The 25984-nt window shown below is 65.1% G+C and carries 27 protein-coding genes; 17 read left to right on the top strand and 10 right to left on the bottom strand.

The window, feature by feature from the left end; translation table 11 throughout:
* Positions 1 to 4 precede the first annotated feature (4 nt).
* The 9 genes from U5805_RS27185 to U5805_RS27145 all read left to right on the top strand — a co-directional run bounded on the left by U5805_RS27185 (position 5) and on the right by U5805_RS27145 (position 11257).
* Entirely contained in the window at positions 5 to 1438 is a 1434-nt protein-coding gene (locus tag U5805_RS27185) for an aspartate aminotransferase family protein (protein ID WP_322106605.1), read from the top strand.
* A 79-nt stretch (positions 1439 to 1517) separates the two neighbouring features.
* Entirely contained in the window at positions 1518 to 2630 is a 1113-nt protein-coding gene (locus U5805_RS27180) for a polyamine ABC transporter substrate-binding protein (RefSeq protein ID WP_322106604.1), read from the top strand.
* Positions 2631 to 2873: 243 nt separating this feature from the next.
* The gene (locus tag U5805_RS27175) at positions 2874 to 4025 is read left to right on the top strand and encodes an ABC transporter ATP-binding protein (RefSeq protein WP_415914675.1); all 1152 of its coding nucleotides are present in this window, start codon (positions 2874 to 2876) and stop codon (positions 4023 to 4025) included.
* A 13-nt stretch (positions 4026 to 4038) separates the two neighbouring features.
* Positions 4039 to 4980: an ABC transporter permease subunit gene (locus tag U5805_RS27170; protein WP_322106603.1), complete on the top strand. Its 942-nt coding sequence runs from the start codon at positions 4039 to 4041 to the stop codon at positions 4978 to 4980.
* A complete protein-coding gene (locus tag U5805_RS27165; RefSeq protein ID WP_322106602.1) occupies positions 4977 to 5882 on the top strand; it encodes an ABC transporter permease subunit in 906 nt (301 codons plus the stop codon). Before U5805_RS27170 ends, U5805_RS27165 begins: the two co-directional genes overlap by 4 nt.
* A gap of 49 nt (positions 5883 to 5931) precedes the next feature.
* The gene (locus U5805_RS27160; protein ID WP_322106601.1) at positions 5932 to 7509 is read left to right on the top strand and encodes a DUF3138 family protein; all 1578 of its coding nucleotides are present in this window, start codon (positions 5932 to 5934) and stop codon (positions 7507 to 7509) included.
* A 46-nt stretch (positions 7510 to 7555) separates the two neighbouring features.
* The gene (locus U5805_RS27155) at positions 7556 to 8848 is read left to right on the top strand and encodes an FAD-binding oxidoreductase (protein ID WP_322106600.1); all 1293 of its coding nucleotides are present in this window, start codon (positions 7556 to 7558) and stop codon (positions 8846 to 8848) included.
* Complete coding sequence (locus U5805_RS27150; RefSeq protein WP_322106599.1) at positions 8845 to 10152, top strand: FAD-binding oxidoreductase; 1308 nt, start codon at positions 8845 to 8847, stop codon at positions 10150 to 10152. Before U5805_RS27155 ends, U5805_RS27150 begins: the two co-directional genes overlap by 4 nt.
* A gap of 130 nt (positions 10153 to 10282) precedes the next feature.
* Positions 10283 to 11257, top strand: coding sequence for an aldo/keto reductase (locus U5805_RS27145; RefSeq protein WP_322106598.1), 975 nt, complete (start codon positions 10283 to 10285; stop codon positions 11255 to 11257).
* A gap of 1 nt (position 11258) precedes the next feature.
* On the opposite strand, the gene U5805_RS27140 is transcribed toward U5805_RS27145, so the two are convergent.
* Positions 11259 to 12749, bottom strand: coding sequence for a PLP-dependent aminotransferase family protein (locus U5805_RS27140; RefSeq protein WP_322106597.1), 1491 nt, complete (start codon positions 12747 to 12749; stop codon positions 11259 to 11261).
* A gap of 98 nt (positions 12750 to 12847) precedes the next feature.
* On the opposite strand from U5805_RS27140, the gene U5805_RS27135 reads away from it, so the two are divergent.
* Positions 12848 to 13345: a GNAT family N-acetyltransferase gene (locus U5805_RS27135; RefSeq protein ID WP_322106596.1), complete on the top strand. Its 498-nt coding sequence runs from the start codon at positions 12848 to 12850 to the stop codon at positions 13343 to 13345.
* Between the two features lie 242 nt (positions 13346 to 13587).
* The gene (locus U5805_RS27130) at positions 13588 to 13947 is read left to right on the top strand and encodes a DUF3564 domain-containing protein (protein ID WP_322106595.1); all 360 of its coding nucleotides are present in this window, start codon (positions 13588 to 13590) and stop codon (positions 13945 to 13947) included.
* A 34-nt stretch (positions 13948 to 13981) separates the two neighbouring features.
* Here the strand turns inward: U5805_RS27130 and U5805_RS27125 are convergent, their stop codons facing one another.
* Positions 13982 to 14419 carry a hypothetical protein gene (locus tag U5805_RS27125; protein WP_322106594.1) on the bottom strand — a complete coding sequence of 146 codons (438 nt, stop codon included), beginning with the start codon at positions 14417 to 14419 and terminating at the stop codon, positions 13982 to 13984.
* Here U5805_RS27125 and U5805_RS27120 point away from each other — a divergent pair.
* Entirely contained in the window at positions 14418 to 15062 is a 645-nt protein-coding gene (locus U5805_RS27120; protein ID WP_322106593.1) for a DNA/RNA non-specific endonuclease, read from the top strand. The genes U5805_RS27125 and U5805_RS27120 overlap by 2 nt on opposite strands.
* Positions 15063 to 15102: 40 nt before the next feature.
* Here U5805_RS27120 and U5805_RS27115 read toward each other — a convergent pair whose 3' ends face one another.
* The 3 genes from U5805_RS27115 to U5805_RS27105 form a co-directional block, all read right to left on the bottom strand.
* Entirely contained in the window at positions 15103 to 15675 is a 573-nt protein-coding gene (locus U5805_RS27115) for a YSC84-related protein (protein ID WP_322106592.1), read from the bottom strand.
* A 68-nt stretch (positions 15676 to 15743) separates the two neighbouring features.
* The gene (locus U5805_RS27110; RefSeq protein ID WP_322106591.1) at positions 15744 to 16718 is read right to left on the bottom strand and encodes a M23 family metallopeptidase; all 975 of its coding nucleotides are present in this window, start codon (positions 16716 to 16718) and stop codon (positions 15744 to 15746) included.
* Between the two features lie 2 nt (positions 16719 to 16720).
* Complete coding sequence (locus tag U5805_RS27105; protein ID WP_322106630.1) at positions 16721 to 17017, bottom strand: hypothetical protein; 297 nt, start codon at positions 17015 to 17017, stop codon at positions 16721 to 16723.
* Between the two features lie 264 nt (positions 17018 to 17281).
* Here U5805_RS27105 and U5805_RS27100 point away from each other — a divergent pair, with 264 nt between their 5' ends.
* Positions 17282 to 17542, top strand: a complete 261-nt coding sequence (locus tag U5805_RS27100; RefSeq protein WP_322106590.1) for a hypothetical protein — start codon at positions 17282 to 17284, stop codon at positions 17540 to 17542.
* A gap of 13 nt (positions 17543 to 17555) precedes the next feature.
* Here the strand turns inward: U5805_RS27100 and U5805_RS27095 are convergent, their stop codons facing one another.
* The 3 genes from U5805_RS27095 to U5805_RS27085 form a co-directional block, all read right to left on the bottom strand.
* Entirely contained in the window at positions 17556 to 18797 is a 1242-nt protein-coding gene (locus U5805_RS27095; RefSeq protein ID WP_322106589.1) for a dienelactone hydrolase family protein, read from the bottom strand.
* 164 nt (positions 18798 to 18961) lie between these two features.
* Positions 18962 to 19600, bottom strand: coding sequence for an HAD family hydrolase (locus U5805_RS27090; protein ID WP_322106588.1), 639 nt, complete (start codon positions 19598 to 19600; stop codon positions 18962 to 18964).
* A gap of 152 nt (positions 19601 to 19752) precedes the next feature.
* A complete protein-coding gene (locus U5805_RS27085; RefSeq protein ID WP_322106587.1) occupies positions 19753 to 20460 on the bottom strand; it encodes a Crp/Fnr family transcriptional regulator in 708 nt (235 codons plus the stop codon).
* 151 nt (positions 20461 to 20611) lie between these two features.
* Here U5805_RS27085 and U5805_RS27080 point away from each other — a divergent pair, with 151 nt between their 5' ends.
* The gene (locus tag U5805_RS27080; RefSeq protein ID WP_322106586.1) at positions 20612 to 21160 is read left to right on the top strand and encodes a DUF962 domain-containing protein; all 549 of its coding nucleotides are present in this window, start codon (positions 20612 to 20614) and stop codon (positions 21158 to 21160) included.
* Positions 21161 to 21211: 51 nt separating this feature from the next.
* Here the strand turns inward: U5805_RS27080 and rarD are convergent, their stop codons facing one another.
* Positions 21212 to 22105 (bottom strand): EamA family transporter RarD, encoded by an 894-nt coding sequence (gene rarD / locus U5805_RS27075; protein WP_322106585.1) that lies wholly within the window; start codon positions 22103 to 22105, stop codon positions 21212 to 21214.
* Positions 22106 to 22544: 439 nt separating this feature from the next.
* Here rarD and egtD point away from each other — a divergent pair, with 439 nt between their 5' ends.
* Positions 22545 to 23534 (top strand): L-histidine N(alpha)-methyltransferase, encoded by a 990-nt coding sequence (egtD, locus tag U5805_RS27070; RefSeq protein WP_322106584.1) that lies wholly within the window; start codon positions 22545 to 22547, stop codon positions 23532 to 23534.
* Between the two features lie 90 nt (positions 23535 to 23624).
* Here egtD and U5805_RS27065 read toward each other — a convergent pair whose 3' ends face one another.
* The gene (locus U5805_RS27065; RefSeq protein WP_322106583.1) at positions 23625 to 23921 is read right to left on the bottom strand and encodes an acylphosphatase; all 297 of its coding nucleotides are present in this window, start codon (positions 23919 to 23921) and stop codon (positions 23625 to 23627) included.
* A 135-nt stretch (positions 23922 to 24056) separates the two neighbouring features.
* Between U5805_RS27065 and hpnA the strand changes: the two genes are divergently transcribed.
* Together hpnA and U5805_RS27055 are read left to right on the top strand one after the other, a co-directional pair.
* Entirely contained in the window at positions 24057 to 25073 is a 1017-nt protein-coding gene (hpnA, locus tag U5805_RS27060; RefSeq protein ID WP_322106582.1) for a hopanoid-associated sugar epimerase, read from the top strand.
* A gap of 170 nt (positions 25074 to 25243) precedes the next feature.
* Entirely contained in the window at positions 25244 to 25933 is a 690-nt protein-coding gene (locus tag U5805_RS27055; RefSeq protein WP_322106581.1) for a hypothetical protein, read from the top strand.
* Positions 25934 to 25984: the final 51 nt, after the last annotated feature.

Here is a 25984-nt window from a genome sequence, read left to right as displayed (position 1 = left end):
CACAATGAGCTATCGAATCGACGCCCCGGGCAGCGCGCTCCAGGACATTCCCCAAACGTTGCGCGCACAGGCATCGCGCTCGACGGCCGAATACCGCGCGCTCGACGCCGCGCATCACATTCATCCGTTCTCCGACATGGGTTCGCTCAACGCAGCGGGCAGCCGCGTGATCGTGAAAGCGAAGGGCGTGTATCTGTGGGATTCGGAAGGCAACCAGATCATCGACGGCATGGCCGGCCTCTGGTGCGTGAACGTGGGCTACGGCCGCAAGGAACTTGCCGATGCGGCCTATCGGCAAATGCAGGAACTGCCTTACTACAACACGTTCTTCAAGACGACGCACCCGCCGGTCATCGAGCTTTCCGCGTTGCTCGCGCAAGTCACGCCCGCACCGTTCAATCACTTCTTCTACTGCAACAGCGGGTCGGAAGGCAACGACACGGTGCTGCGCATCGTGCATCAATACTGGCTCACGCAGAACAAGCCCGCGAAGAAGGTCGTCATTTCGCGCAAGAACGCGTATCACGGCTCGACCATCGCGGGCGGCACGCTCGGCGGCATGGGCTACATGCACGAGCAAATGCCTTCGAAAGTCGAGAACGTCGTACACATCGACCAGCCGTATTTCTTCGGCGAGGCCGAAAGCGACATGACGCCCGAGGAATTCGGGCTCGCGCGTGCGCGCCAGCTCGAAGCGAAGATTCTGGAAGTCGGCGCGGAAAACGTGGCCGCGTTCATCGGCGAACCGTTTCAAGGCGCGGGCGGCGTGATCTTCCCGCCTTCCACGTATTGGCCGGAGATCCAGCGCATCTGCCGCCAATACGACGTGCTGCTATGCGCCGACGAAGTCATCGGCGGCTTCGGCCGCACCGGCGAGTGGTTCGCGCACGAGCACTTCGGCTTCGAACCCGATCTCGTCACGATGGCCAAGGGTCTCACGAGCGGCTATGTGCCGATGGGCGCCGTGGGCATTCACGACCGCATCGCCAGGGCGCTCATCGAGAACGGCGAGTTCAATCATGGCCTCACCTATTCGGGGCACCCCGTAGCGGCGGCCGTGGCCGTGGCAAACCTCAAGCTGCTGCGCGACGAAGGCATTGTCGCGCGCGTGAAATCCGATACGGGGCCGTATTTCCAGCAGCGTTTGCGCCAAACGTTCGCGAATCACCCGATCGTCGGCGACATTTCGGGCGTGGGTCTGGTGGCGGGGCTGCAACTCGCCGAGCAACCGAAAACGCGCAAGCGCTTCGCCAATGGCGGCGACGTCGGCACGATCTGCCGCGACTTCTGCTTCAACGGCAATCTCATCATGCGCGCGACCGGCGACCGCATGCTGCTTTCGCCGCCGCTCGTCATCACGCGCGGCGAGATCGACGAAATCGTGTCGAAGGCGAAGCATGCCGTCGACGCCACGGCGCAACAACTGGGTCTTTTGTAACGCTACTTGTCCAACGACGCGCGGCACGATGCGGGGTGCAAGCGCCGCGCGCCGACCTTCACCTTCCAGGGAAACCAACATGAGTGTGAGTCATCTTCGTCATGCGGTCGCGATCGCGGCCCTCGCCACGTGCGCGGGTCTCACGGCCACGCCGGGCCAGGCCGCCGACAACGAACTGAACGTGTATAACTGGTCCGACTACATCGCGAAGGACACCATTCCGGACTTCGAAAAGCAAACGGGCATTCACGTCAAGTACGACAACTACGATAGCGACGACACGCTGCAAGCGAAGCTGCTCGCAGGAAGCTCCGGTTATGACATCGTTGTGCCCACATCGAATTACATGGCCAAGCAGATTCAGGCCGGCGTGTATCAGAAGCTCGACAAGTCCAAGATTCCCAATCTTGCGAATCTCGACCCCACGCTCATGCACATGATCGCCGACGCCGACCCCGGCAATCAGTACGGCGTGCCCTGGGCATATGGCACCGACGGCATCGGCTACAACGAGGAAGCCGTGCAGAAGGCATTCGGCGGCAACGCGCCCACGGACAGTTGGGCGCTGGTGTTCGATCCCGCGAATCTTTCGAAGCTCAAGGGCTGCGGCGTGTCGTTCCTCGACCAGGCTTCCGACGTGTTCGCCGCCACGCTGCAATATCTGCACAAGGACCCGAACAGCACGAATCCGGCCGATTATCAGGCGGCCTACGAAACGCTCAAGAAAGTGCGCCCGTACATCACGCAGTTCAACTCCTCCGGCTACATCAACGACCTCGTGAACAACGACATCTGTGTGGCCGTGGGCTGGTCGGGCGACGTGGGCATCGCGCATCGCCGCGCCGAAGAAGCCAAACGCTCGTATCACATCAAATTCTCGAACGTGAAGGAAGGCGGTCTGCTGTGGTTCGACGTGATGGTGGTGCCGAAGGACGCGCCGCATCCCGAAGCCGCAATGAAGTGGATCAACTACATCTCGGACGCGAAGGTCAACGCGGCCATTACGAACGAAGTGTTTTATCCGACTGCGAACAAGGCGGCGCGCCAGTTCGTCACGCCTTCGGTCGCGCAAGACCAGACGGTGTATCCGCCTGACGACGTGCTCAAGAAAATGACGCTGATGAAGCCGATGCCGGCCGAAATCCTGCGCCTCGAAAACCGTTTGTGGTCGCAACTCAAAACGGGCCACTGAAGCCGGAACGCGGAAAGACAAGAAGGAGACGGTGCGCGGAAGAGGGATCGCTCGACCCCTCTCCGCCTGAAGTTCGCAATGCCGAAGTCCGGCCGCGCAGCGCCGCCCATTGCACGACGCAGCGCGAGCCTTTCCCGAGCTACGTTCGCACTACTAATTTTCCGCGAGCCGCCTTGCGCGCCCCGTGCGGGCCGACTCGTGCCTGGAAAACGTGCTGCGATCAGAAAGGAACCCAGCTACATCATGAATTCGACGCCTCAAGTCCTCGCTTCAGAAGCCGCGCGCGCAACTGCCACGGCAACCGCTCACGATGCGTTCGTGCGCATCGAGAATATCGTCAAGAAATTCGGCGAAAGCGTTGCCGTCAACAACGTGAGCCTGAACATCGCGAAGAACGAATTGTTCGCGCTGCTCGGCAGCTCGGGTTGCGGCAAGTCCACCTTGCTACGCATGCTCGCGGGGCTGGAAACGGCCACCTCCGGCAAGATTTTCGTCGACGGCGAAGACCTCGCGACGCTGCCGCCGTACCGCCGGCCCGTCAACATGATGTTCCAGTCGTATGCGCTCTTTCCGCACATGGCGGTGGAATCGAATGTCGCATTCGGTCTTAAGCAGGAAGGCGTGCCGAAGAACGAGATTCGCGAGCGCGTGGCCGATGCGCTGAATCTCGTGCAAATGAGCCGCTATGCGAAGCGCAAACCGCATCAGCTTTCCGGCGGTCAGCAGCAACGCGTGGCGCTCGCGCGGTCGCTCGTCAAGCGACCGAAACTTCTGTTGCTCGACGAGCCGATGTCGGCGCTCGACAAGAAGATTCGCCAGAAAACGCAACTCGAACTCGTGAACATCATCGAGAAAGTGGACGTCACCTGCGTGATGGTCACGCACGACCAGGAAGAAGCGATGACGATGGCCAATCGTCTCGCGGTGATGAGCGAAGGCCGCATCGTCCAGATCGGCTCGCCGAGCGAAGTCTACGAATTTCCCAATAGCCGCTTCTCCGCCGAATTCATCGGCTCGACCAATCTTTTCGAGGGCAAGGTGGTCGAGGACGAACCGGATCACATTTACGTCGAAAGCGAAGACCTCGAAACGCGCATGTACGTGAGCCACGGCGTAACCGGCCCGCTCGGCATGCCGGTCGGCATTTCCGTGCGCCCCGAGCGCGTGCGCGTAACGCGCGACAAGCCCGGCACGGCTCACAACTGGGCGCGCGGCGTGGTGACGGACGTGGCCTACATGGGCAGCTATTCGCTTTATCACGTGCGTCTCGCCGGCGGCAAGGTGGTGGTGTCGAACCTGTCCAGCTCGCATCTCATGAACGAAGGCGCGCCCGCCTGGAACGACGACGTGTATGTGTCGTGGTCGGCGGCAAGCGGCATCGTGCTCACGCAATGAGGAGAACACGATCATGAGCACCCCGCTGCCTTCCGTGCGCTCCAACGCACTCGCGCGCTTCGCCAGGCGCTTCGTTCCCTCGGGCCGCACGACCGTGATAGGCGTGCCGTTCCTGTGGCTCGCGCTGTTCTTCGCACTGCCGTTCGTGCTGGTGTTGAAGATCAGCTTCGCCGACCAGGTGATGGGCATCCCGCCTTATTCGAACCTGGTCGATATGAAAGACGGCATGGTGCATTTCGCGCTGCAACTCGGCCACTATGCCTTCCTGCTGCAAGACAGCCTCTATATCGCCACCTATATCAGTTCGCTGAAAATGGCGGCGGTCTCCACGTTCTTTTGCCTGTTGATCGGCTATCCGATCGCCTATTACATCGCGCGCTCGAATCCCGCTACGCGCAACCTGCTGATGATGGCGGTGATGCTGCCGTTCTGGACGTCGTTTCTGATTCGCGTCTACGCGTGGATCGGCATTCTCAAGGACGACGGTCTGCTCAATCACGCGCTCATGGCGATCGGCCTGATTCACTCGCCGCTGCGCCTATATCACAGCGATGCCGGCGTCTATATCGGCATGGTCTATTCGTATCTGCCCTTCATGGTGATGCCGCTTTACGCGCATCTCGTGAAGATGGACCTCGCGCTGCTCGAAGCCGCCTACGACCTTGGCGCGAAGCCGTGGGTGGCCTTCACGCAAATCACGCTGCCGCTTTCGAGAAACGGCATTGTCGCGGGCAGCCTGCTCGTGTTCATTCCCGCCGTGGGCGAATACGTCATTCCCGAACTGCTGGGCGGCGCGGACACGCTCATGATCGGCCGCGTCATGTGGGACGAGTTCTTCAACAACATGGACTGGCCGATGGCCTCCGCCGTCACGGTGGCGATGGTCTTGCTGCTGCTCGTGCCGATGGCGCTCTTTCAGTACAACCAGGTGAAGGAACTGGAGGAAGGTAAATGATCAAGCCCAATCGAACCCTGCAAACGGGCGTGCTCACGTTCGGCCTGCTGTTTCTTTATGTTCCGATCATCAGCCTCGTGGTGTATTCGTTCAACGCGTCGAAGCTGGTGACGGTGTGGTCGGGCTTCTCGCTCAAATGGTACGCGGCGCTTCTTCAGGATGACGAACTACTGACTGCCGCGTGGCTTTCGCTGAAGATCGGGTTGATGACGGCATTCGCCTCGGTCGTGATCGGCACGTGGGCCGGTTTCGTGCTCGCGCGCATGGGCCGCTTTCGCGGCTTCACGCTCTACGCCGGCATGATCAACGCGCCGCTCGTGATTCCCGAGGTCATTCAAGGCATTTCGCTGCTGTTGCTGTTCGTGGCGCTCGAACAGATGCTGGGCTGGCCGAAGGGCCGCGGCATCGTCACCATCTGGATCGGTCACGTCATGCTCTGCGTGTCGTATGTCGCGATCATCGTGCAGTCGCGCGTGAAAGAGATGAACAAGTCGCTCGAAGAAGCGGCGCTCGATCTCGGCGCCACGCCGTTGAAAGTGTTCTTCGTCATTACGCTGCCGCTCATCTCGCAGGCGCTGCTTTCGGGCTGGCTGCTTTCGTTCACGCTTTCCATCGACGATCTCGTGCTTTCCGCGTTCCTCTCGGGGCCGGGCTCCACCACGTTGCCGCTCGTGGTGTTTTCGCGCGTGCGTTTGGGCCTGAATCCGGAGATGAACGCGCTGGCCACGCTGTTTATCACCGCCGTCACCATCGGCGTGATTGCCGTCAATCAGCTCATGAGCGGACGAGAAAAGAAGCGCATGCGCGACATGCAACTCGCCTTCGTTCAGCCCGACCCCGCCGCAAGACCCGCCGCGCAGGCGGGCACGGTCGGCGCGCCGATCGGGCGTCGCGCCGCGTAACCCGCAACCCACACGACTCAGCAATAACGACCCACAAGGAGAATTCGCAATGAAGAAGAAGTTAATCTGTCTGCTGGTGGCCGGGGCGCTGCCGGGGCTCGCATTTGCCGACTCGACCAGCGAACAGATCAAAGCCCTTCAGGCGCAGCTCAATGCCCTGCAAAAAGAGGTGAAATCGCTCAAGACCGAAATTGCGCGCTCGGGAACGGCCGCGAAAAGCGCGCCGGTTGCAGCCGTGGCGGCGGCGCCCGCGGCCGCCGCCGACATCAGTTCGCCCGACTACGGCAAGGCGCCCGCGCGCCTGACCAATGACGACGTCGATTCGATGAAGCAGCAGATCGCGAGCCAGCAACTCAAGGTCGATTCGCTCACGGACGCGGCCACGACCGGTCCGCTCGCGGGTCTTTCCATTACCGGCTATCTCGATCCGACTTATCTCTACAACCGCGCGGCAAGCAGTTCGTCGTTCCTGTTCGCGAATCACGAGAGCGTCTACAACTATTTCAACAGCACATTCGGCGACCTGTATCTCGACATCAAAAAGACCTTCGGCGTGGGGCCGATGGCGCCTTCGGCCGAAATCACGCTCATGCCGAATCGCGGCAACGGCATCACGCTGCTACAGGATTCGCACGGCAATATCGGCAACAACATTCTGAACACGGCGGTCATCACGATTCCGGTGACGTCGACAAGCACCTTCGTCGCGGGCTTGATGTCGAGCTTCGGCGGCTACGAAGTGCAGCAGTCGAATCAGATGCTCACGCTCACGCACAACCTGCTCTACGACTTCTCCGATCCGGGGAGTTACGTGGGCGTGGGTTGGAACTACACGCCGGACGGCAGCAAGTGGGCGTTCAAGTTCATGCTCGGCAACGAGCAATACCGCACCTACGGCGCGACCACGCAGACGGGCCAGAACGCGCTGGGCGACCCCATCACCACGAGCAACAAGATTCCCACCTTCACGGCGCGCGCCGACTATACGATGTCGAGCGCGCTCGATATCGGCGGTTCGGTCAACGTCGGACGCCAAACGCTGCCGAGCGCATTCGACGCCACCACGGGCACGACCGCGTACGGCGTGGGCGGCCAGGCGTCGAGTTCGGGCGGCTACTTCCTGTTCGGCGAACTCGATGCGACCTACACGCTCGCCGACATCCAGTACAACGCCGAACTCGATTACGGCCAGCAGCAACGCGCCGCGTTCAATGGCGGCAATGCGCAGTGGTACGGCTTCTCGCTGCTCGCGCATCGCAAGTTCAACGCGCCCGTGGTCGGCCGCATGGGCGCGACGGTGCGCTACGACCTGCTTGCGGACAGCAAGAACGGCGGCGGCGGCGGTGGCGTCGCGTTGAACTCGAACGGCATGGACCCGTACAACGGCTTCGGCATCGGCGCCGACTGCCTCGCGAATTCGCAGGCGGGCGGCGGTTACGGCTTCGAATGCAAGGGCGCGGTGCGCCAGGACGTGGCGCTCGATCTGCTGTTCTATCCGACCCAGGCGATTACGGTGAAGGTCGAATATCGCCACGACTGGGCATCGCAGCGCGTGTTCCTCCGTAACGACGGCTCGTACAGCAAGAGCAACGACCTGCTCGGCGCGCAGTTCATCTACTCGTTCTAATGAAGTTCGGGCGGCGCCGGCACGCGCCGCCCGCTTCGCTTTTTCTATGCTCAAATTCGCGAATCAGCCTCACGCGCCCTCGTGGTACGCGGCCACCGCCAACGACCGCACACAGCATCCCGTGCTGGAAGGCACGCAAAGCGCCGACGTTTGCGTGATCGGCGCGGGCCTCACCGGCGTTTCCGCCGCGCTCAATCTCGCGGAGCGCGGTTATTCCGTGATCCTTATTGATTCGTCGCGCGTGGCTTGGGCGGCGAGCGGCCGCAACGGCGGGCAATTGATCGGCGGTTACGCATGCGACATCGACACGTTCGCACCGTTCATGAGCGAAGCCGAGGTGCGCATGATGTGGGACATGGGGCAGGAAACGCTCGATATCGTGAAGCGCCGCGTAGCGCGGCATCGAATCGATTGCGCGCTCACCGCCGGCTATTTCACCGCCGCCAATCGTTCGCGCGACGTGCAGGCGCTCGAGCGTTGGCGCGACGAAGCCGCGCGGCGCTTCGGTCACGACCGGTTCCGCCATGTCGATGGCGAGGGCGTGCGCGAGTACGTGCAATCGGCGCGCTATCCGGGCGGCCTTTACGATCCCGACAGCGGGCATTTGCATCCGCTCAATTACACGCTCGGCCTCGCGCGCGCCGCGCACGAAGCGGGCGTGCGCATCTTCGAGAACAGCGCCGTCACGCGCCTGCGCGAAGAAAACGGCCTACAGGTGGCCGAAACGGCACGCGGCAAGGTGCGCGCGAAATTCGCCGTCCTCGCGTGCAACACGTTTATCGGCGAACTCGCGCCCGCACTCGCGCGCAAGATCATGCCCGTAGGCACCTATGTGATCGCGACCGAAGCGCTCGGCGCGGAGCGCATGCGGGCGCTCATGCCCGCGCAAGCCGCCGTGTGCGATAGCCGCTTCGTGCTCGACTACTTCCGCCCCGCGCCCGACACGCGTTTGCTGTGGGGCGGCAAAGTGAGCTATTCGACTTTCGCGCCGCCCCATCTCGGCGAAGCCATGCGGCGCGACATGCTGAAAACGTTTCCGCAACTCGCCGACGTCAAGGTCGATTACGCATGGGGCGGCTATGTCGACATCACGATGAATCGCGCGCCGCATTTCGGCCGGCTCTCGCCCAACGTGTATTTCGCGCAGGGATTCTCGGGGCATGGCGTGAACACCACGGGACTCGCGGGCGAGTTGATCGCCGAAGCCATTCACGGCCAGGCCACGCGTTTCGATTTATTCGGCAAGATCCGCCACCGCGATTTTCCTGGCGGCGCTACACTGCGTACCCCTGCCCTCGTGCTCGCGATGGCGTGGTATCGACTCAAGGACCTGCTTTGACGACATTCGACCTCGACGCCCAGGCGGACGCGCTCGCCCGCCACTTGTACTACGAAGCCACCGCCACGCGCCCCGCCGCCGACGACCCCGTGCTCGAAGGCGCGCTCGAAGCCGACATCTGCGTGATCGGCGCGGGCTTCGCCGGGCTCTCGGTCGCGCTGGAGTGCCGCGCGCGCGGCCTGTCCGTGGTCGTGCTCGACGCGCATCGGCCCGGTTGGGGCGCTTCGGGGCGCAACGGCGGCCAGACGCTCGTGGGTTTCGCGAAAGACGACGTGCTCGAAAAGCAGTTGGGCGCGCGCGGCGTGCGCGCCGCGTGGGCGCTCTCGATCGAAGGCGTGAATCTCGTGCGCGAGCGCATCGCGCGCTACGGCATCGACTGCGAATTCACGCCGGGCTACGTGACGGTGGCGACCCGGCCCAAGCGCGTGCCGGATTTGCGCGCATGGATGGACGCGGCGCGCCAACGCTGGGGCTACGACCGCCTCGAATGGCTCGACACCGACGCCACGCGCGCGCGCGTGGCGTCGCAGCGCTACATCGCGGGCGTCTACGATCCGCTTTCGGGGCACCTGCATCCGCTCAAATACTGCCTGGGCCTCGCCGACGCCGCGCGCCGCGAAGGCGCGCAACTGTACGCGCATTCGCGCGCGCTGGAAGTCGTGCGCGGCGCGCAGCCGGTCGTGAAAGCGGCGCGCGGCGAAGTGCGCAGCCGCTTCGTGGTGTCGTGCTGCAACGCGGCGCCGGGCGGCGTGCTGCCCGAAGCGGTGGCCGCGCGCATCGCGCCCATCGCGTCGTACATCATCGCCACGGAACCGCTCGGGCGCGAGCTGGCCGACTCGTTGATCGCGCAACGTTCGGCGGTCTGCGACAACAACTTCTTTCTCGACTACTTTCGCGTGTCCGCCGACGATCGCATGCTGTTCGGCGGCCGCGCCGACTCCACCGGCGCCGCGCCCGAAAAACTCACGGCCGCCATGCGGGCGCGCATGAGCGGCGTGTTTCCGCAACTGGCGAATGCCCGCGTGGAATACGCGTGGGGCGGCTTCGTCGACGTCACGCGCAATCGCGCGCCGGACTTCGGCTCCATCGACCCGAATTACTTTTACGTGCAGGGCTTTTCGGGGCACGGCGTGGCGCTCACCGGCATTGCGGGCCGCGTGGTTGCGCAGGCCATCGCGGGCGAGCACGCCGCGTTCGATCTCTTCAAGCAGGTGCGTCATGCGCGCTTTCCGTTCGGCCCGGCGTGGCGGCGGCCCGCGCTCGAAATCGGCATGCTTTATCACCGTTTGATGGAGATGTTTTGAGCGGCGCGTGAGAGGCGCCATGCACGAACGCCCGCGCTGTTATACCCTTGCGAAAGCTCGCGGCGCGTCCAACGCGCCGCGCTCGCTTTCAATCGGCTGAATATCCCGCCAAATGCAAGGAGCAACAGCAATGGACTACGTTAGATTCGGCTCGACCGGCCTGGAGGTTTCGCGTCTTTGTCTCGGCTGCATGACCTACGGCGTGCCCGAGCGCGGCACGCACCCCTGGACGCTCAATGAGGACGCGAGCCGCCCGCTGATTCGCCAGGCGCTCGACGCGGGCATCAACTTCTTCGACACGGCGAACACGTATTCGGACGGCACGTCGGAGGAAATCGTCGGCCGCGCGCTGCGCGACTTCGTGAAGCGCGACGACATCGTGCTCGCCACGAAGGTCTTCAACCGCATGCGTCCCGGCCCGAACGGCCAAGGGTTGTCGCGCAAGGCCATTTTTGCGGAAATCGACAACAGTCTGAAGCGCCTCGGCACCGATTACGTCGATCTCTATCAGATCCACCGCTGGGACTACAACGTGCCGATCGAGGAAACGCTCGAAGCGCTGCACGACGTGGTGAAGGCGGGCAAGGCGCGCTATATCGGCGCTTCGTCGATGTACGCGTGGCAGTTCAGCAAGGCGCTCTACACGTCGCGCGAGCATGGCTGGACCGAGTTCGTCAGCATGCAGAATCACGTGAACCTGCTGTACCGCGAGGAAGAACGCGAAATGCTGCCGCTCTGCGCCGATCAGGGCGTGGCCGTGATGCCGTGGAGCCCGCTCGCGCGCGGCCGCCTCACGCGCGACTACGACGCCACGAGCGAGCGCGCGCAAACCGACACGTTCGGCAAGACGCTCTACGGCGCCGATGCCGATCGCGCGATCATCGAAGCCGTGGCGAACATCGCGAGCGCGCGCGGCGTGTCGCGCGCCCAGGTCGCGCTGGCGTGGCTGCTGAACAAGCCCGGCATCACTTCGCCGATCGTCGGGGCCTCGAAGCCGAAGCATCTCGAAGACGCCGTTGCCGCGCTCGCGCTCAAGCTCACCGACGACGAAATCAAGTCGCTCGAAGCGCCTTATCTGCCGCACGCCATCTCGGGCCACCAGTAAGTCAGCGCGCGTGCAAACACTCGTGTACCACGCGCGCGAGTGTTTGCATCTGCGCATCGGCGGCGGCGGGCGTCGCTTCCGCGTATCCGAGCAAAAAGCCGTTGTAACGCGCGGCGTCGGGTGCATCGAGACAAAACGCGCTCAACGGCGAAAGAAACAAACCGCGCGCACGCGCCGCGCGACTCACGTCGACGTCGGCAAGCGGCGCATCGAGACGCACGCTCAAATGCATGCCGCCCGCGTCCGCCGAAATAGTCAGGATTCCTTGTAGATATTTTTCGATGGCGGCAACGAGTCCGTCGCGACGCTCCTCGTAGAGCTTGCGCATGCGCCGCAAATGACGCGCGTAACGGCCGCTTTCGATGAATTCCGCCAGCGCGAGTTGTTCGGTCACGCGCCCTTGCCGCAGCAACGCGCGATTCGCGGCAGTGACCTGCGCGGCCGCGCCCGGCGGCACGATCATGAAGCCGATGCGCAGCGCCGGAAACAGCGTCTTGCTGAAGGTGCCGAGATAGATCACGGGCGCGTCGTCGGCAAGACCTTGTATGGAGGGCAGCGGCGGGCCGCCGTGGCGCAACTCGCTGTCGTAGTCGTCCTCGACGATCCACGCGCCGCACTCGCGCGCGGCTTCGAGCAACGCCAGCCGCCGTTCGAGGCTCAACACGCAGCCGAGCGGATATTGATGCGACGGCGTGAGGTACACGAGGCGCGGCGGCCGCGCGTGCCAGTCGTGCGGGCTCGCGGCCATGCCCGCCGCGTCGATGCCGATAGGCACGAGTTGCAGGCCCGCCGCCGCGAAAGCCACGCGCGCACCCAGATAGCCGGGGTTTTCGATCCACACGCGCTCGCCCGCGTCGGCAAACAAATGCGCGCATAAATCGAGGCCCGTTTGCGTGCCGTCCGTGATGAACACCTGCTCGGGCTGGCAGCGCACGCCGCGCGACACGCGCACATATTGCGCAATGGCGTGACGCAACGCCGGCAGGCCCGCGCTGTCGCCGTAACCGAGTTCGCTCGCGCGCACGCGCCGCGACGCGCGCTCGATCGCGCTGCGCCACTGCGCGAGCGGAAACGCGTCGAGCGCGGGCGTGCCGGGCCGCAGCGCGGTGGGGCCTTCGTGACTCGCGCGGCGCGGCGGCAAGCCGCGTGCGCGGCGCGACAACAGCGGCGCGCTTTCGCTTTGCGGCGCGGGGATTTCCGCCGGTGCAGCGGCGCCGTTTGCCTTCACGGCGTTGACCACGGCGTTGACGATGGAGCCGTGCCGCGTGGCGTTCACGAAGCCTTCCTCCACGAGCCTTTCGTACGCGTAGAGCACCGAATTGCGTGCGATGCCAAGCTGCTCCGCCAGCGCGCGGCTCGAAGCGAGACGCGTGCCGCAGCCGATATCGCCATCCAGAATCGCGCGGCGCAAACTTTCGTACAGCAGGTCTTGCTGTGTCAGCTTGCGCACCGCGCGCTTCGCGTAAGCAGCCATCATCAGCGCGTAGTCCAAGCGGTGGCTCCATGTTTCACTGTTTTGGTGGGGCTAACAATGGTGCCACAGATCGCTTACGCTGCAACACGGTTATCGACGTCACAGGAGACACGCGCATGAATGAAGCGACGACTGAACCCGCCAGGGAAATCCACGCAGCGGCGCTGACCGTACGCGCCGTCACGCCCGCCGACTACGAAGCATGGCTGCCGCTCTGGGACGGCTACAACCGCTTTTACGGCCGCTCGGGCGCCACCGCGCTGCCCGAAGCGATCACGCGCACGACCTGGTCGCGTTTCTTCGACGGCTACGAGCCCATGCACGCGCTCGTCGCTGTGCGCGGCGGCCGCGTGCTCGGCCTCGTGCATTTCATCTACCATCGCCATACGCTGCTGCAAGGGCCGATCTGCTATTTGCAGGATCTTTTCACCGTGGAAGATGCGCGCGGCCAGGGCGTCGGGCGCGCGCTCATCGAGGCCGTTTATGCGCACGCGAAGGCGTCGAATTCGGAGCGCGTGTATTGGCACACGCACGAAACGAATCGCACGGCAATGCGTCTATACGACGACGTGGCCGTGAAGCCGGGCTTCGTGATGTATCGCCAGGACGTGTAACGCCAGCGGCATCCGCCTGCATGAAAATGGCGCAGCGATCGTGACCCATCATTGAACGGGAGTCCGAACGTTCATGCCGAACGATGCGGAACGCACCGTTCGGGGCATGCATGGCGCGCGACAATTGGTCCTGCACGAGCCTCGCATGATCGGCTTGCTTGTCGGCGTACACGTCCTAGACTGTGGAATTGCGGACGCGAAAATGCTTGCCAACTTTGCGCCTGCCAACTTGCGGAGATGCCATGCGACTTACGATCTTGATCAACGGTTCCGATCCGACCGTCAATCACGACTATGCAGTGCTTTGGCTCGACACCGATCAGCGCCGCTGGTCGCGCGAGTCTCACGATGGGATCGACCTGCCCGAATGGGGCGAATTGCACGACGTCGACGGCGTTACTTCGCTGTGCGCGCCGCTCGCGCAGGAGCCGCTCTGCACGCTGCGCGGCCTGCACGTGAATCGGCGCCAGGAAATCAGTTCCGCGCACGGCGACGCCACCTGGGCGTGCGAGCGCTCGCGCGCGCAAATGGAAGGTCAGTGGCGCCTCCAGGCGGTGGACCGCCAGGTGGTTAGCGCCGAGAACGCCTTGTTCGCCGGTTAAGCTGCGCGCCATTTAGCGCCGCCGCGCGGCGGTGCTAAAACGTCCTCACCTTTCTCATGAATGCCCGCTCGTCGAGCGGGCGTTTTTTTCGTCCGCAAAATTTCTTCGCGCGGTATCGCGACCGCGCCTTGTGCTGGCTTGGCGCGCGTTTTTTCCCCGGTTTTTCCCCGTTTTCACCGCGCTTCGCGCGCTTCTTCGCGAACGCTTTCGTTCGCATCTTCGCCCGCGCTTTCATTCTTTCGCGCCTGGCTCCGCCGCATTGCGCACACAAGGGATCGCGCCCGCTATACTGGCTCCCCGCTTGATTCCTCCCCATCTGCCTTTCGATGAAGAAGCTGTTCGTTTCGATTTTTTCCAGTGCGTTGTTCGCCGTCGCGAGCCACGCCTTCGCAGCACCGGCCTGTTCGAATTTCGTTCCCAACGGCCAGTTTCCCACGCTCACGAACGCACGCATGGCGCCCAGGACGCGCATGCTCTGCTATTCCGATTTCGTCGTGCTGCATTCCGGCATCACGCACGGCCCGCTGTGGTCCGCCGAACATCTCACGCGCGATCATCTCGAAGCCGCGAAGGACATGACGCGCACCAACCGCTTTTTCGAGGACGACCGCCTGCCCGCCGGCGAAGGCGCCACGCTCGCCGACTACAAGCGCAGCGGGTTCGATCGCGGCCACATGAGCCCGGCCGGCAATCGCTGGAATCCGCAGGCCATGGCCGAGTCGTTTTCGCTCGCGAACGTCGTGCCGCAGAACCGCGAAAACAATCAGCGCTTGTGGTCGCATATCGAAACGGCCGTGCGCAAGCTCGCGACGCAATACGGCGAGGCGTATGTCGTGACCGGGCCGCTTTTCGCGGGCGCGCAGTTGCAGACGATCGGCGCCACGCGCGTGCTCGTGCCGACGCAAATCTTCAAGGTGGTGTACGTGCCCTCGCAGCAACTGGCGTTCGCCATCGTCGCCGACAACGCCGACGACAACCGCTACGACGTGCGTTCGGTGCGCGATCTGGAAGCGCAGAGCGGCATCGCGTTTCCGGGCATTCCCGCGAGCGCGGCCGCGAAGGCGAAGGTGTCGTTCAACGGCACGCGCTTCGCCGTGAGCAAGTGGGGCTTCTAAGCCGCATCGAGGCGCGCCGGCGTGCGGCGCGCCTGAAACGTCAGAGGTCGAGCCGCGAAACCTTCGTGCCTTCCAGCGAAACGCCTGCCATGAGGCCGGCGTTGGTAATCACGAAAGCTTCCACGGGATTGATGGCCGTGGTCGTGTCCACGCTGCCGTTGGCGCCCATCTTCACGAGCGCGACGGTGGCATCCGCGCCCGCTTTCCAGCCGCTGCTGCGCTTGAAGCGGTCGAGCGCGGTGCGCGTCATGAACGCATAGATGATGGCGCGCGATTGAGCGCCGATCTGCGCGCCGAACGAGCCGCCCATCGTCGAGAAATAGCCGATCGTGTTGCCTTCCACGCGCAACGCGCCTCGCCCGTATTCCGCGCCGATCACGAAACCCGCGCCCACCACGTCCGGGAACACCAGCACGCCGCGCGCCTTGGCGATCAAATCGCGCGCGCCGGGCACGGTGCGATAGAGGCGTTCGAGCGCTTCGTCCACGCCGCTGTCGATCTCACGACGCTCGGCGGCGGGATTCGTCGGCGACGAACCCGTGGTCGTGCAACCCGCCGTGGCCGCAAGCCACGCCGCGCCCAGCGAACCCGTGAGAAATACTCTTCTTTTCATGCGCTTCCGTGCTTCCGTGTTTTCTGTAATGACGATTCCGGCGATGACCCCGGCAACCACGTGGGCGGCTAGCGCGGCAACCGCGCCAGCGGATCGACGGGCTTGCCGTCCTCGCGCATCTCGAACACGAGCGAGGCTTTGCCGTTGTCCGTGGCGCTCACGGCAATCGGCTCGCCCTGCTTGACGGCATCGCCCTGCTTCACGAGCAGTTTGCCGTTGCGGCCGTACGCCGTGATCAGATGCGCGTCGTGCTTCACGATCACGAGCTTGCCATACGATTTCATGCCGCTGCCCGCGTAGACCACGTAACCGCTCGCGACGGCGCGCACGTCCTGGCCCGCCGGGCCCGCCATCACCACGCCTTTCGACTTCGCCTTGAACGGCTGCGTCACGCTGCCTTCGATCGGCCAGACGAAGCGCGGGCTGCGCGCGGGCGTTGCCGCCGTTCTGGCTTCGGCCCTGGATTCCGCTTTCGGTTCCGCTTTAGCTTCCGCTTTCGGCTCGGCCTTGGGTTCGGACTTCGGTTCGGACTTCGGCTCGGCTTTCGCGGCAACGGCGGCGGCGGGCTTCGGCGCAACGCTTTTCGCCGCCGCGTTCTTCGCGTCGGCGGCGGCATCGGAAGCGGCGGCGGCTGACGCGCCGGCCGCTGCCGGGGGCGGCGTCACGCGCAGCATTTGTCCCGCCTGCACTTTCGCGTCGACAGGCAGCTTGTTCCAGCTTGCGACGTCGGCGGGACGCAAATTGCGGGCCTTCGCGACGTGATACAGCGTGTCGCCGGGTTTCACGCGATAGAAGCCGGGCGCCGCCGCCGCGTCGTTCGCCGCCGCCACCGCGACCGGCGGCGTCGGCACCGGCGAGGTTTCCACGGTCAGCGGCGTACCCTTCGCGCTCGCGCCCGGCGACGGCTGCGAAGCATCGCCCGCGGCCGTGCGCCACGGCGTGATCGTGCATGCACTCACGCCCAGCGCCAACACCGCGCCCATTGCCGCGCTACGGATCAAGGCGCCCGCGCGGCCAGAAGCGCCATCGAGCAGGCCGCGCATCGTCACACTCCAAATTCGCCGGACTGCGCGCCCGGTCGAGCGCCGGAATCCGCGCCTGCTTCCGCAACCGCTTCTGCATCGGCTTCCGAACCGGCTTGCGCGCCGCTTTGCGCTTCGTTCGCCGCGCGCGCCGCGCCGATTCCACCTTCCGCCAGCGTGGCGAGCGTGCCGCCGCCCTTGAAGCCGAGCACGGCTGCCACGCCCTCGGCCAACAGCGAAGCGTTGGGGTTGAGCTTTTTCTCCGCTTCGACCGCCGCGACCGCGCCCGCGACTTCCGCTACCTTATCCAGAATTCCCATTGATGACTCCTTGCCCAAACGATTCGCGCCAACCGGCGCGGTGCGTCATCATCGTTGGTTTGCCCGTTTGCGCTGCGGTTTAGCGCGGCCGGTTTGATGTGCGTCAGCACGGCGAGCGTGTTGTCATCTCGCCCTGACAATGGAGCAAAACATTCGCCGACAAGCGTAGGAATTGAGGAAGCGCAGACGAGAATTCGACGCGCACGCGCATGGCTTTCTATAATGCGGGCCGCACGACCCAGCACCGCACAAGGAGAAACGAAGATGTTCGACGCATACGCCAACGACGCAGACGTCCTGAACGTTCAGGGCGACGCGCTCACGCTCACGAACGGCACCACGCGCGTGACGCTCGCGGGCACGCTGGAAATCACGCGCGACAAACGCGGGCTCGCGGCGGCGCTCGCGCTCAAGGCCGCCATCGACGACATGGTGAAGAAGCTGCAAGCCGACCCGCACCTGCCCGCGAAAGTCGCCGACGAACCGGACCAGAAGCCCGGCGTCGCCGATAACCCGTTTAACTGACGCGCCGCGCGAATCAGAACGGCTTGCCTTCGCTCTCGCTCCACGCGCGCGCCATCAGCGTGTTCGAAGGCAGCGTTTCGTCGAGCAGCTTCTTCGCGGCCTGCGCGCCGGCGATCGGCAGGCCGGTCGGGTCGATCGCGCCGATCTGCGCGAGCACGCAAGCCTGATCCCAGTAAATGTGCTCGTTATAGAGCTTGTTGCCGCGAAAGCAGATCACCGCCAGCATCGGCACTTCGAAGTATTTGCCCGTGGGTTTCAGGCCCGGCAGCAGCCAGTCGATTTCACGGTCGTGCGTGCAGCAGAAGATGAATTCGTCGACCACGCGATCCGAGCCGATCGTGCGCGAGATCGGGATCAGGCGCGTGTCCTCCGGGTTCGAATGCACGAAGTGGTGCGTGTAAAAGCGCTTGAGTTCGTCGTGGCCGACGCCGCCCGTCATCGTCGGAATGTGGTTGACGTAGGGCTCGGCGACCATCGTGGGCATCACGTCGTCGGGATTGCGCGCGACGAACTCGTGGTAGCAATGCTCCTCCCAGAGCGCGTTGAAGTCGTAGATGGGGCCGAGCACGCGGCGCAGCATGGCGAGCGTGCGCGAGTACGCCATCATCGTCGCGGCCTTGTCGAATTGCGGGCGCGCGGGCGAGGCGAACGCGTGGTCGCAACCGGGATACGTGTAAAGCTCGATGCCCGGCTTGCCCGCCAGCGCCTGCGCGATGCGTTCGCGCGTGGCGGCGTCGCAATGCGCGTCTTCTGCGCCGAAGTGCAGCATCAGCGGACACTGGATGCGCGCGGCTTCGTCGAGACGATCTTCGAGGCCCACGGCGTAGTAGCCGACCGCGCAATCCACGCCGGTGCGCGCGGCGGCGAGATACGCGAGCCGTCCGCCGAGGCAAAAGCCCACCGTGCCCACCTTGCCGCGATGCTGGGGATGCGCGCGCAACGCGGCGAGCGTTTGCGCGACGTCCTGCATCGCGAGATCGACGTCGAAACGCTCGTAGAGCGAAAACGCCTTCTGCGCGTCGGCGCCGTCGTAGCTGAGATCGACGTTCGGCTCGAGACGCCAGAACAGGTCGGGCACCATCACCACGTAACCCTCTTCGGCGTAGCGGTCGGCCAGCGCGCGCAAATAGTCGTTCACGCCGAAAATCTCTTGCAGCAGCACGAGGCCGGGGCCGCTGCCTTCGGGCGGCAAAGCCGTATAGGCGCGGAATTCGCCGCCGTCGCGCGACTTCACCTGAGTCCATTGTCCGTTCATGCCGTGTCTCCTTTCTTGAGCGGATTTTCAAGCCGATTTCGAGCCGATTTAAGCCGTTTTAAGCCGATTTCGAGCCGGCCGGGTTGCATGGCCGCCTCCGTTTCCCTCGCGGCGCAACGGAACTGCTGTTAGTTGCGACAGTGCCTCGTCGTGCAGTCGTGCAATCAAACCGCGCCGAATCCGGCCGGCGTCAACGGCGGCAGCGCCGATTCGCCGCGTATCCACGCATGCTGCGCGAGTTCGGCCATTTCGCGGTCGCCGCGGCTGTCGCCGTAGGCGTAAAGCGTGGCGGGCGCATTGGCGCCCCACCAGCCGCGCAGCCGCGCGACCTTTTCCGGGCCCCAGCAGTTTCGCCCCGCGAGATGTCCGGTATAGACGCCGTCGCGCCATTCCAGTTCGCTCGACAGCACCGTGCCAATGCCCACAGTGAGCGCCCACTTACGCAAATAGATCGACGGCGACGCGCTCACGAGCACCACTTCGTGCCCCAGCGCCTGATGTTCCTTGATGCGCGCGAGCATTTCCGGGCGCAGCAGCGCGGGCAGCCGCCGTTCGACAAAACGCTGCGCCGCCGTTTCCAGCGCGTCGCGCCGCACGGCGCCCAGCGCGGCGTAAAGGAAGCGCGCCTTGGTCGGCCCGCGTTGCGACCAGCCGGGTTGGATGCCGATCAGCCAGGGCAGGCAGCGCAGCGCCGCGTACACGAAGCGCGCGGGGCCGGCGGTGTCGAGCATGAAGGCGCGAAAGCTGTCGGTGGTGGTGATGGTGCCGTCAAAGTCGAATGCGGCGACGACGCGCTCGGTCATGAATCGTTCCAGGAAAGAGAAAAAGGCCGCGACCCGGCGGGAACGCGAACCCGCGCCATTGTCGATGCAAATGCGAACGCGCTGCAACGCGCCCGGCATGGCGTCGCCTCGAAACCGTTTCGGCAGCACATAGCGTCGATGTAAGCGCTCGCTCACCGTGCGTGCGCGGCCAGCCCGTCCGCATCGACGATTTCGATCTCGCCGTAATGCAGCGCCACCAGCCCTTCGCGCTCGAACTGGCGCAGGATCTGGTTCACCGTTTGTCGCGAAAGCGCGAGCATCAGCGCGAGTTGTTCTTGCGGCACGTTCACGACGCGGCGTGCGGCGGCTTCGCCGTATTCGTCGGCGAGCAGCAGCAGGCGGCGCGCCACGCGCGCGGCGGCGGGCAAGAGCGCGGTTTCCTCGATGGCGTCGAAGGCGAGGCGCAGCTTCTGCGCCAGCAGCACGCCGAACGCGTGCCAGTACGCGGGCGTGGCGTCGAGCAACGCGGCCAGCGCCGCGCGCGGCACGTGAAACAGCGTGGCGTCGCGTTCGGCGTAGGCGTCGTGGGTGCGCGCGCCGCCGTCGAACAGCGCAATCTCGCCGAACCAGTGCGCCGGGCCGACCACGGCCAGCAGCGCCTCGCGTCCGCCGATGCTCGCCGCGCCCACGCGCACCGCGCCGCCCAGCACGCAGTAAAGGCCGTCGTCGGCGTCGCCGCGCATGAAAAGGCGCTCGCCCGCCGCGAGCGTGCGCACGCGGCCCGCGCGGCGCAGCGCGTCGCGCAACGGCTCGGGCGCGCCGCGAAACCATGCGCCGCGGTCGAGCGCGCGGGCGATATCGGCGGGAGATTCGGGCGGCGAATCGGCGGGAACGGTCATGAGAATCGAAATGGACGGACGGCCGCGCGCGAGGCGCACGAACCGCAACGAAACGCGCCGCGCGAAAAACACGGCGCAATTGTCGGCCAGGCGAAAGTCTCGCGCCCGGGTGCCCGACGATCATAATGATTTTGGAGATAGAGGGGCATCCATGCGAAACCTGACCGAGCAATTGACGCAGTACGCCGCCTATCACCGCGATACGCGCAATATCGGCACGCATTTCGTCGGCATTCCGCTGATCGTGCTCGCATTGGCGGTGCTGCTTTCGCGTCCGGCGTTCGCGCTCGGCGCGTTTGGCTGGACACTGCCGGTTTCGCCCGCGTGGGCGTTGTTTATCGCCGCGACGCTCTATTACCTGGTGCTCGACGTGCCGCTCGGGCTGACGATGGCGGCCGTTTCGGCGGCATGCGTGGCGTTCGGCGCGTGGGTCGCGCAGGCGGGCACCGCAACGTGGCTGGGCGTGGGCGTCGGGTTGTTCGTGATCGGCTGGATCTTTCAGTTCGTCGGGCACCTTGCGTGGGAGCATCGCAAGCCCGCGTTCGTCGACGACGTGATCGGCCTCATGATCGGGCCGCTGTTCGTGCTCGCCGAGGCGCTGTTCAGCGTGGGCTGGCGCCCCGCGTTGCGCGCGGCCATCGAGGCAGAGGCCGGCCCCACGCGCATCAATCCGCCGCGCGCTCACGCGGCGCGGCCTTGAGCGCGGCGGCGCGCGCCGAGGCGAATGCGCCCGCCGCCACGGCAGCCGGCGTTATCGCGAAAACCGCACGAGCCGCGCGCCGTGCAGCGCCGTCAGCGCCACGGCCAGCCAGATCGGCACGTACGTCGCCAACTGGCGCACGCCCAGATGCTCGCCGAGCATCGTCACCGAAACGATCACGAGCAGCACCGGCTCCACGTAGCCGAGAATGCCGAACAGCGCCATCGGCAGCAGGCGGCTCGCCTTCAGATACGACGCGAGCGCAACCGTGCTCAGCAGGCCCAGCCCCGGCAGCAGCACGAACGCGAGAAAGCCGTGCGCCCCGAGCAGCGCGAGCGAGCCGCCCGCGCGCACTTCAATGGCCGCTACCGGCGTGAGCAGCAGCATTTCCACGGCGAACGTGACGAGCGAATCGGCGTGAATCTTGCGGCGCAGCACGAAATACGGCGGATAACCGAACGCGACGAGCAGCGTCGGCCACGAGAACGCATGGGTGGCCCACAGTTCGTGCGCGCATCCCACGGCCGCGCACGCGACGGCCGTCCATTGCAGCGGTTCGAGCCGTTCGTGGTAGTGAAAACGCCCCACCAGCACCATGATGAGCGGCAGCAGGAAGTAGCCGAGCGACACTTCGAGCAGGCGCCCGTGCAGCGGCGCCCATAGAAACACCCACAATTGCGAGCCGAGCAGCGCGGCGCACGCCGCGAGCGCGAGCAGCGTGCGCGGCTGCGTGGCCATGCGCGCCAGCAGCGCGCGCAGTTGCGGGCCGCGCTTGCGCAACAGCAGCAGCGCGAACGCGCCGGGCACGGTCCAGATCACGCGCCAGGCAAAGATGTCGAGGCCGCCGAGCGGCGCGAGCAGCAACGTGTACGCCGACATCAGCGCGAACAACGCGGAAGCGCCCACGGAAAGCGCGATGCCGCGGCCGGGCTCGTAGGCGTTCATCGGCGGGCGCGTCGCGGGGAAAAAGCGGCAACGGCGGAAAAAACGCGGCGCATTGCGCGCACGGGTAAAAGCGTTGTCATTTGAATCGTTTATTGAATAAGACGCGCGAATGTCCTGTTCGCGGCGAGACCGCATTCTATGCGCGTTTGCGCGCGGCGCGGCGGCTGCGAAGCGCCGCACGGCGGGCGCGCGACGGCTAATGCGGGTGCGGGCATGCGCGATGCGCGCTTTCGCCGTCGCAGCGCACACCGCGAATTAGTCCGGCAGACCAGGAAACGATGGACTAGAACGTAAGTCTCGCTGCGCCCAGCGCCGCCGCCGGCCGTTGCCGGCAGAACAGCGCATTCGCCATTCGCTCGCGCGCCGCCTCTCCATCGCACTTCGGCGGCCAGCGCGATTCTCGACGCCTTCCTTACGTCCAACGCATCCTGGAGCCCGCATGACACTTCCTGCGTCCCGCCCCGCCGTTGCCGACCCCGCCCGTTCCAGCACCGCCGAATTCGCCGCCGACGTCCGCGCGGGCCTCGCGCGCGCGCCGCAAAAGGAGCTGCCTTCGAAATATTTGTATGACGAAGTGGGATCGGCCCTCTTCGAAGTCATTACCGTGCTGCCCGAATACGGCGTCACGCGCAGCGAGGAAAAGCTGCTCACGCGCTACGCGACCGAAATCGTCGATACGCTGCCGCCCGACGTGAAAGTGGCCGAACTCGGCAGCGGCAGCGGCCGCAAGACGCGCCGCATTCTCGAAGCGCTGTGCCGCAAGCGCCCGACCTCGTATTACCCCATCGAAATCTCGCGCGCCGCGTTGCAACTGTGCCGCCGCGAACTCGCCGACATCGAGCGCATTTCCATCGTCGGTTACGAACGCGATTACCTCGCGGGTCTCGCCGAAGTGAGCCGCCAGCGCAAGCCCGGCGAGCAGTTGTGCGTGCTGTTTCTCGGCAGCACGATCGGCAATTTCGTGCGGCTCGCGGCCACGCGCTTTTTGCGCGACATTCGCGCGATGCTGCGCCCCGGCGACACGCTGCTGCTCGGCACGGACCTCGTGAAGCCCGTGGAGACGCTGGTGGCCGCTTACGACGACGCGATCGGCGCCACGGCCGCGTTCAACCTGAACCTGCTTTCGCGCATCAATCGCGAACTCGACGCCGACTTCGACCTGCACGACTTCGAGCACGTCGCGCGTTTCAACCCGGACGTGCGCAGCATCGAAATGCATTTGCGCGCCAAACGCGACGTACACGCGCACGTGGGCGCGGCGCATCTGGACGTCGACCTGCGCGCGGGCGAAACGATCTGGACCGAAAGCAGCCACAAGTATCACGCCGACGAAATTCCCGCCATCGCCGCCGACGCGGGCTTCGTCTGCGAGCATCAGTGGATCGAGAAAGAATGGGGTTTCGCGGAAAGCCTGCTCGCGGTGCGTTGAGCGCGTTCGCCGCGGTTCGCCAACGAAAAGCGGTGCGCCACTCGCATGGCGCACCGCTTTTTCGATGATGCCGACGCCGCTCGCGCGGCTTCAGTGCTGCTCGAAGCGCTCGTAGCGTTTTTCCGTGTAACGCTCCTCGCTTTCCACCGAACTCACGCGCGCGGCGGGCGGCCCATGCCGCAGCCACGAGAGCATGCGATCGACCTGATTGGCCGTGCCCTGAATCACGGCTTCCACGGAGCCGTCCTCCATGTTCGCCACGTAGCCGCGAATGCGCAGCGCGTGCGCCTGACGCACCGTTGCGTGCCGAAACCCCACGCCCTGCACCGTTCCGCGCACGCGCACGTAATACGTTTCCACGCGCGCATCAAGATCCGGTTCGCTCATCGTTCCTTACTCCGCTTCCTCTGCCGATACGGACCGCATTGTAGTCGTCATCCCTTGCGCGCGTCGGCCAACGCCTCGCGCGCGCCGCGTACAATCCGGTGCCACGCCGTTCCATCACCCGAAAGCGAATCTGCAATGACCGATACTTCCCGCGCCAACAAGGACCTCGTGCTGATTACCGGAGCGTCCGGCTTTGTCGGCTCGGCCGTCGCCCGCATCGCGCTGGAAAAAGGCCATGCCGTGCGCCTGCTGGTGCGCGCCACGAGCCCGCGCAAGAATCTCGAATCGCTCGACGCGGAAATCGTGACCGGCGACATGCGCAACGCCGCCTCCATGCGCAAAGCGCTTGCCGGCGTGCGCTATCTCTTTCACGTGGCCGCCGACTATCGCCTCTGGGCGCCCGATCCGCACGAAATCGAGCGCGCCAATCTGGAAGGCGCGCAAGCCACCATGCGCGCCGCGCTCGACGCGGGCGTGGAGCGCATCGTCTACACGAGCAGCGTGGCCACGCTCAAGGTGACGAACTCGGGCAACTCCACCGACGAAACCTCGCCGCTCACGGCCGACCAGGCGATCGGCGTGTACAAGCGCAGCAAGGTGCTTTCCGAGCGCGCCGTGGAGCGCATGATCGAGCGCGACGGCCTGCCCGCCGTGATCGTCAATCCGTCCACGCCCATCGGGCCGCGCGACGTGAAGCCCACGCCCACGGGCCGCATCATCGTGGAAGCGGCGACGGGCAAGATTCCCGCTTTCGTCGATACGGGGCTGAATCTCGTACACGTGGACGACGTGGCGAACGGCCACTTTCTCGCGCTCGAGCGCGGGCGCGTGGGCGAGCGCTACATTCTGGGCGGCGAAAACCTGCCGCTTCAGCAGATGCTCGCCGATATCGCGGGCATGGTCGGCCGCAAGCCGCCGACGATCGCGCTGCCGCGCTGGCCGCTCTATCCGCTCGCCATGGGCGCGGAAGCCGTGGCGCGGTTCACGAAGCGCGAGCCGTTCGTGACCGTGGACGCGCTCAGGATGTCGAAAAACAAGATGTATTTCACTTCGGCCAAAGCGGAGCGCGAGCTGGGTTATCGCGCGCGGCCGTACCGCGACGGGCTGAAGGATGCGCTCGCATGGTTCCGCGAGGCCGGTTATCTGAATTGACCGCACGAATCCGCCAACGCCGGAATCGGGCGCATTTAAGTCTCTTTTATTGATCGCACGTCAACCCCGCGCAATTTGTTACAACTTTTGTTTCAACATGCCTGCAACGGCACGACGGCATCGGGCGCGCGCTGCGGGTAAAATCGCCGGTCTTATTTGAGAAGCCACGCATGAATCTTCAAGAACAGATCGGCGTGCTCGAAGCGGGCGTCGATCAGCTCCTTCAGGCCGCCGCGCACAGCCCGCGCGCCGACGAACGCGCCGCCGGAAACCCGCCCGCATCGGCCGGAAACGCCGCGCACGCCGCCGGCGCGGTCGATGGCGCCAACGCCGTCGAAGCGCCTGTCACCGAAGCGAACGTCGAAGCGAACGTCGAAGCGAACGACGGCGCGGCAAGCGGCACGGCGAACGACGGCGGGATCGAAAACGCGGCCGGAAATACGGCCGAAAGCGCGACCGCGGAATCGACCGCAGCCCACACAGCGACGCAAACCCCGGAAGCGACCGAATCGCCCGCCATGCAAGACGCCGACGCGCAGCCCGAATTGCGCTTGGCGCGCCCTTCGCAGAACGAAATCACGCTGACGATCGGCGGCCAGACGGTCACGCTCAACGCATTGCAAGTCGGCCAGATGGTCGAGGAACTCGCGAACGCGCGCGCTTCGATGCAGCCCGAGCCGCCGCCCGGCATTCCGCCCGGCTGGCGTTTTGCATCGACGAAAAACCCGGTGATGGCGGTGCAGAAGCAGTCCAACGGCGACCGCCTGCTGGTGCTGCGCCACACGGGTCACGGCTGGGTGCCGTTCACGTTCTCGCCCGACGTGGTCGTGCAGATGTACATGATGCTCACGCAGCGCTAGGCGGCGTTGCAACAAGGCAAAAACAAGGAAAAAGCCGTCGATGTCGACGGC

Source organism: Paraburkholderia sp. J41 (genome assembly GCF_905220235.1).
Classification (GTDB): domain Bacteria; phylum Pseudomonadota; class Gammaproteobacteria; order Burkholderiales; family Burkholderiaceae; genus Paraburkholderia.
Note: the sequence above shows the minus strand (reverse complement) of the source record. Positions and strands in the feature narration are given on the sequence as shown.

Excerpts from the sequence above, each read along its gene's own strand:
- U5805_RS27125 (WP_322106594.1), bottom strand. The coding sequence starts at position 14,419 with ATGCGCGTCCTGGGCGCCATGCGTGCGTTCGTGAGCGTGGGAAACTGG.
- U5805_RS27175 (WP_415914675.1), top strand. The coding sequence starts at position 2,874 with ATGAATTCGACGCCTCAAGTCCTCGCTTCAGAAGCCGCGCGCGCAACT.
- U5805_RS27065 (WP_322106583.1), bottom strand. The coding sequence starts at position 23,921 with ATGAGCGAACCGGATCTTGATGCGCGCGTGGAAACGTATTACGTGCGC.
- hpnA (WP_322106582.1), top strand. The coding sequence starts at position 24,057 with ATGACCGATACTTCCCGCGCCAACAAGGACCTCGTGCTGATTACCGGA.
- egtD (WP_322106584.1), top strand. The coding sequence starts at position 22,545 with ATGACACTTCCTGCGTCCCGCCCCGCCGTTGCCGACCCCGCCCGTTCC.
- U5805_RS27095 (WP_322106589.1), bottom strand. The coding sequence starts at position 18,797 with ATGAACGGACAATGGACTCAGGTGAAGTCGCGCGACGGCGGCGAATTC.
- U5805_RS27145 (WP_322106598.1), top strand. The coding sequence starts at position 10,283 with ATGGACTACGTTAGATTCGGCTCGACCGGCCTGGAGGTTTCGCGTCTT.
- U5805_RS27115 (WP_322106592.1), bottom strand. The coding sequence starts at position 15,675 with ATGAAAAGAAGAGTATTTCTCACGGGTTCGCTGGGCGCGGCGTGGCTT.
- U5805_RS27110 (WP_322106591.1), bottom strand. The coding sequence starts at position 16,718 with ATGCGCGGCCTGCTCGATGGCGCTTCTGGCCGCGCGGGCGCCTTGATC.
- U5805_RS27100 (WP_322106590.1), top strand. The coding sequence starts at position 17,282 with ATGTTCGACGCATACGCCAACGACGCAGACGTCCTGAACGTTCAGGGC.
- U5805_RS27155 (WP_322106600.1), top strand. The coding sequence starts at position 7,556 with ATGCTCAAATTCGCGAATCAGCCTCACGCGCCCTCGTGGTACGCGGCC.
- U5805_RS27080 (WP_322106586.1), top strand. The coding sequence starts at position 20,612 with ATGCGAAACCTGACCGAGCAATTGACGCAGTACGCCGCCTATCACCGC.
- rarD (WP_322106585.1), bottom strand. The coding sequence starts at position 22,105 with ATGAACGCCTACGAGCCCGGCCGCGGCATCGCGCTTTCCGTGGGCGCT.
- U5805_RS27130 (WP_322106595.1), top strand. The coding sequence starts at position 13,588 with ATGCGACTTACGATCTTGATCAACGGTTCCGATCCGACCGTCAATCAC.
- U5805_RS27160 (WP_322106601.1), top strand. The coding sequence starts at position 5,932 with ATGAAGAAGAAGTTAATCTGTCTGCTGGTGGCCGGGGCGCTGCCGGGG.
- U5805_RS27120 (WP_322106593.1), top strand. The coding sequence starts at position 14,418 with ATGCTCTGCTATTCCGATTTCGTCGTGCTGCATTCCGGCATCACGCAC.
- U5805_RS27105 (WP_322106630.1), bottom strand. The coding sequence starts at position 17,017 with ATGGGAATTCTGGATAAGGTAGCGGAAGTCGCGGGCGCGGTCGCGGCG.
- U5805_RS27180 (WP_322106604.1), top strand. The coding sequence starts at position 1,518 with ATGAGTGTGAGTCATCTTCGTCATGCGGTCGCGATCGCGGCCCTCGCC.
- U5805_RS27185 (WP_322106605.1), top strand. The coding sequence starts at position 5 with ATGAGCTATCGAATCGACGCCCCGGGCAGCGCGCTCCAGGACATTCCC.
- U5805_RS27055 (WP_322106581.1), top strand. The coding sequence starts at position 25,244 with ATGAATCTTCAAGAACAGATCGGCGTGCTCGAAGCGGGCGTCGATCAG.
- U5805_RS27090 (WP_322106588.1), bottom strand. The coding sequence starts at position 19,600 with ATGACCGAGCGCGTCGTCGCCGCATTCGACTTTGACGGCACCATCACC.
- U5805_RS27135 (WP_322106596.1), top strand. The coding sequence starts at position 12,848 with ATGAATGAAGCGACGACTGAACCCGCCAGGGAAATCCACGCAGCGGCG.
- U5805_RS27085 (WP_322106587.1), bottom strand. The coding sequence starts at position 20,460 with ATGACCGTTCCCGCCGATTCGCCGCCCGAATCTCCCGCCGATATCGCC.
- U5805_RS27170 (WP_322106603.1), top strand. The coding sequence starts at position 4,039 with ATGAGCACCCCGCTGCCTTCCGTGCGCTCCAACGCACTCGCGCGCTTC.
- U5805_RS27165 (WP_322106602.1), top strand. The coding sequence starts at position 4,977 with ATGATCAAGCCCAATCGAACCCTGCAAACGGGCGTGCTCACGTTCGGC.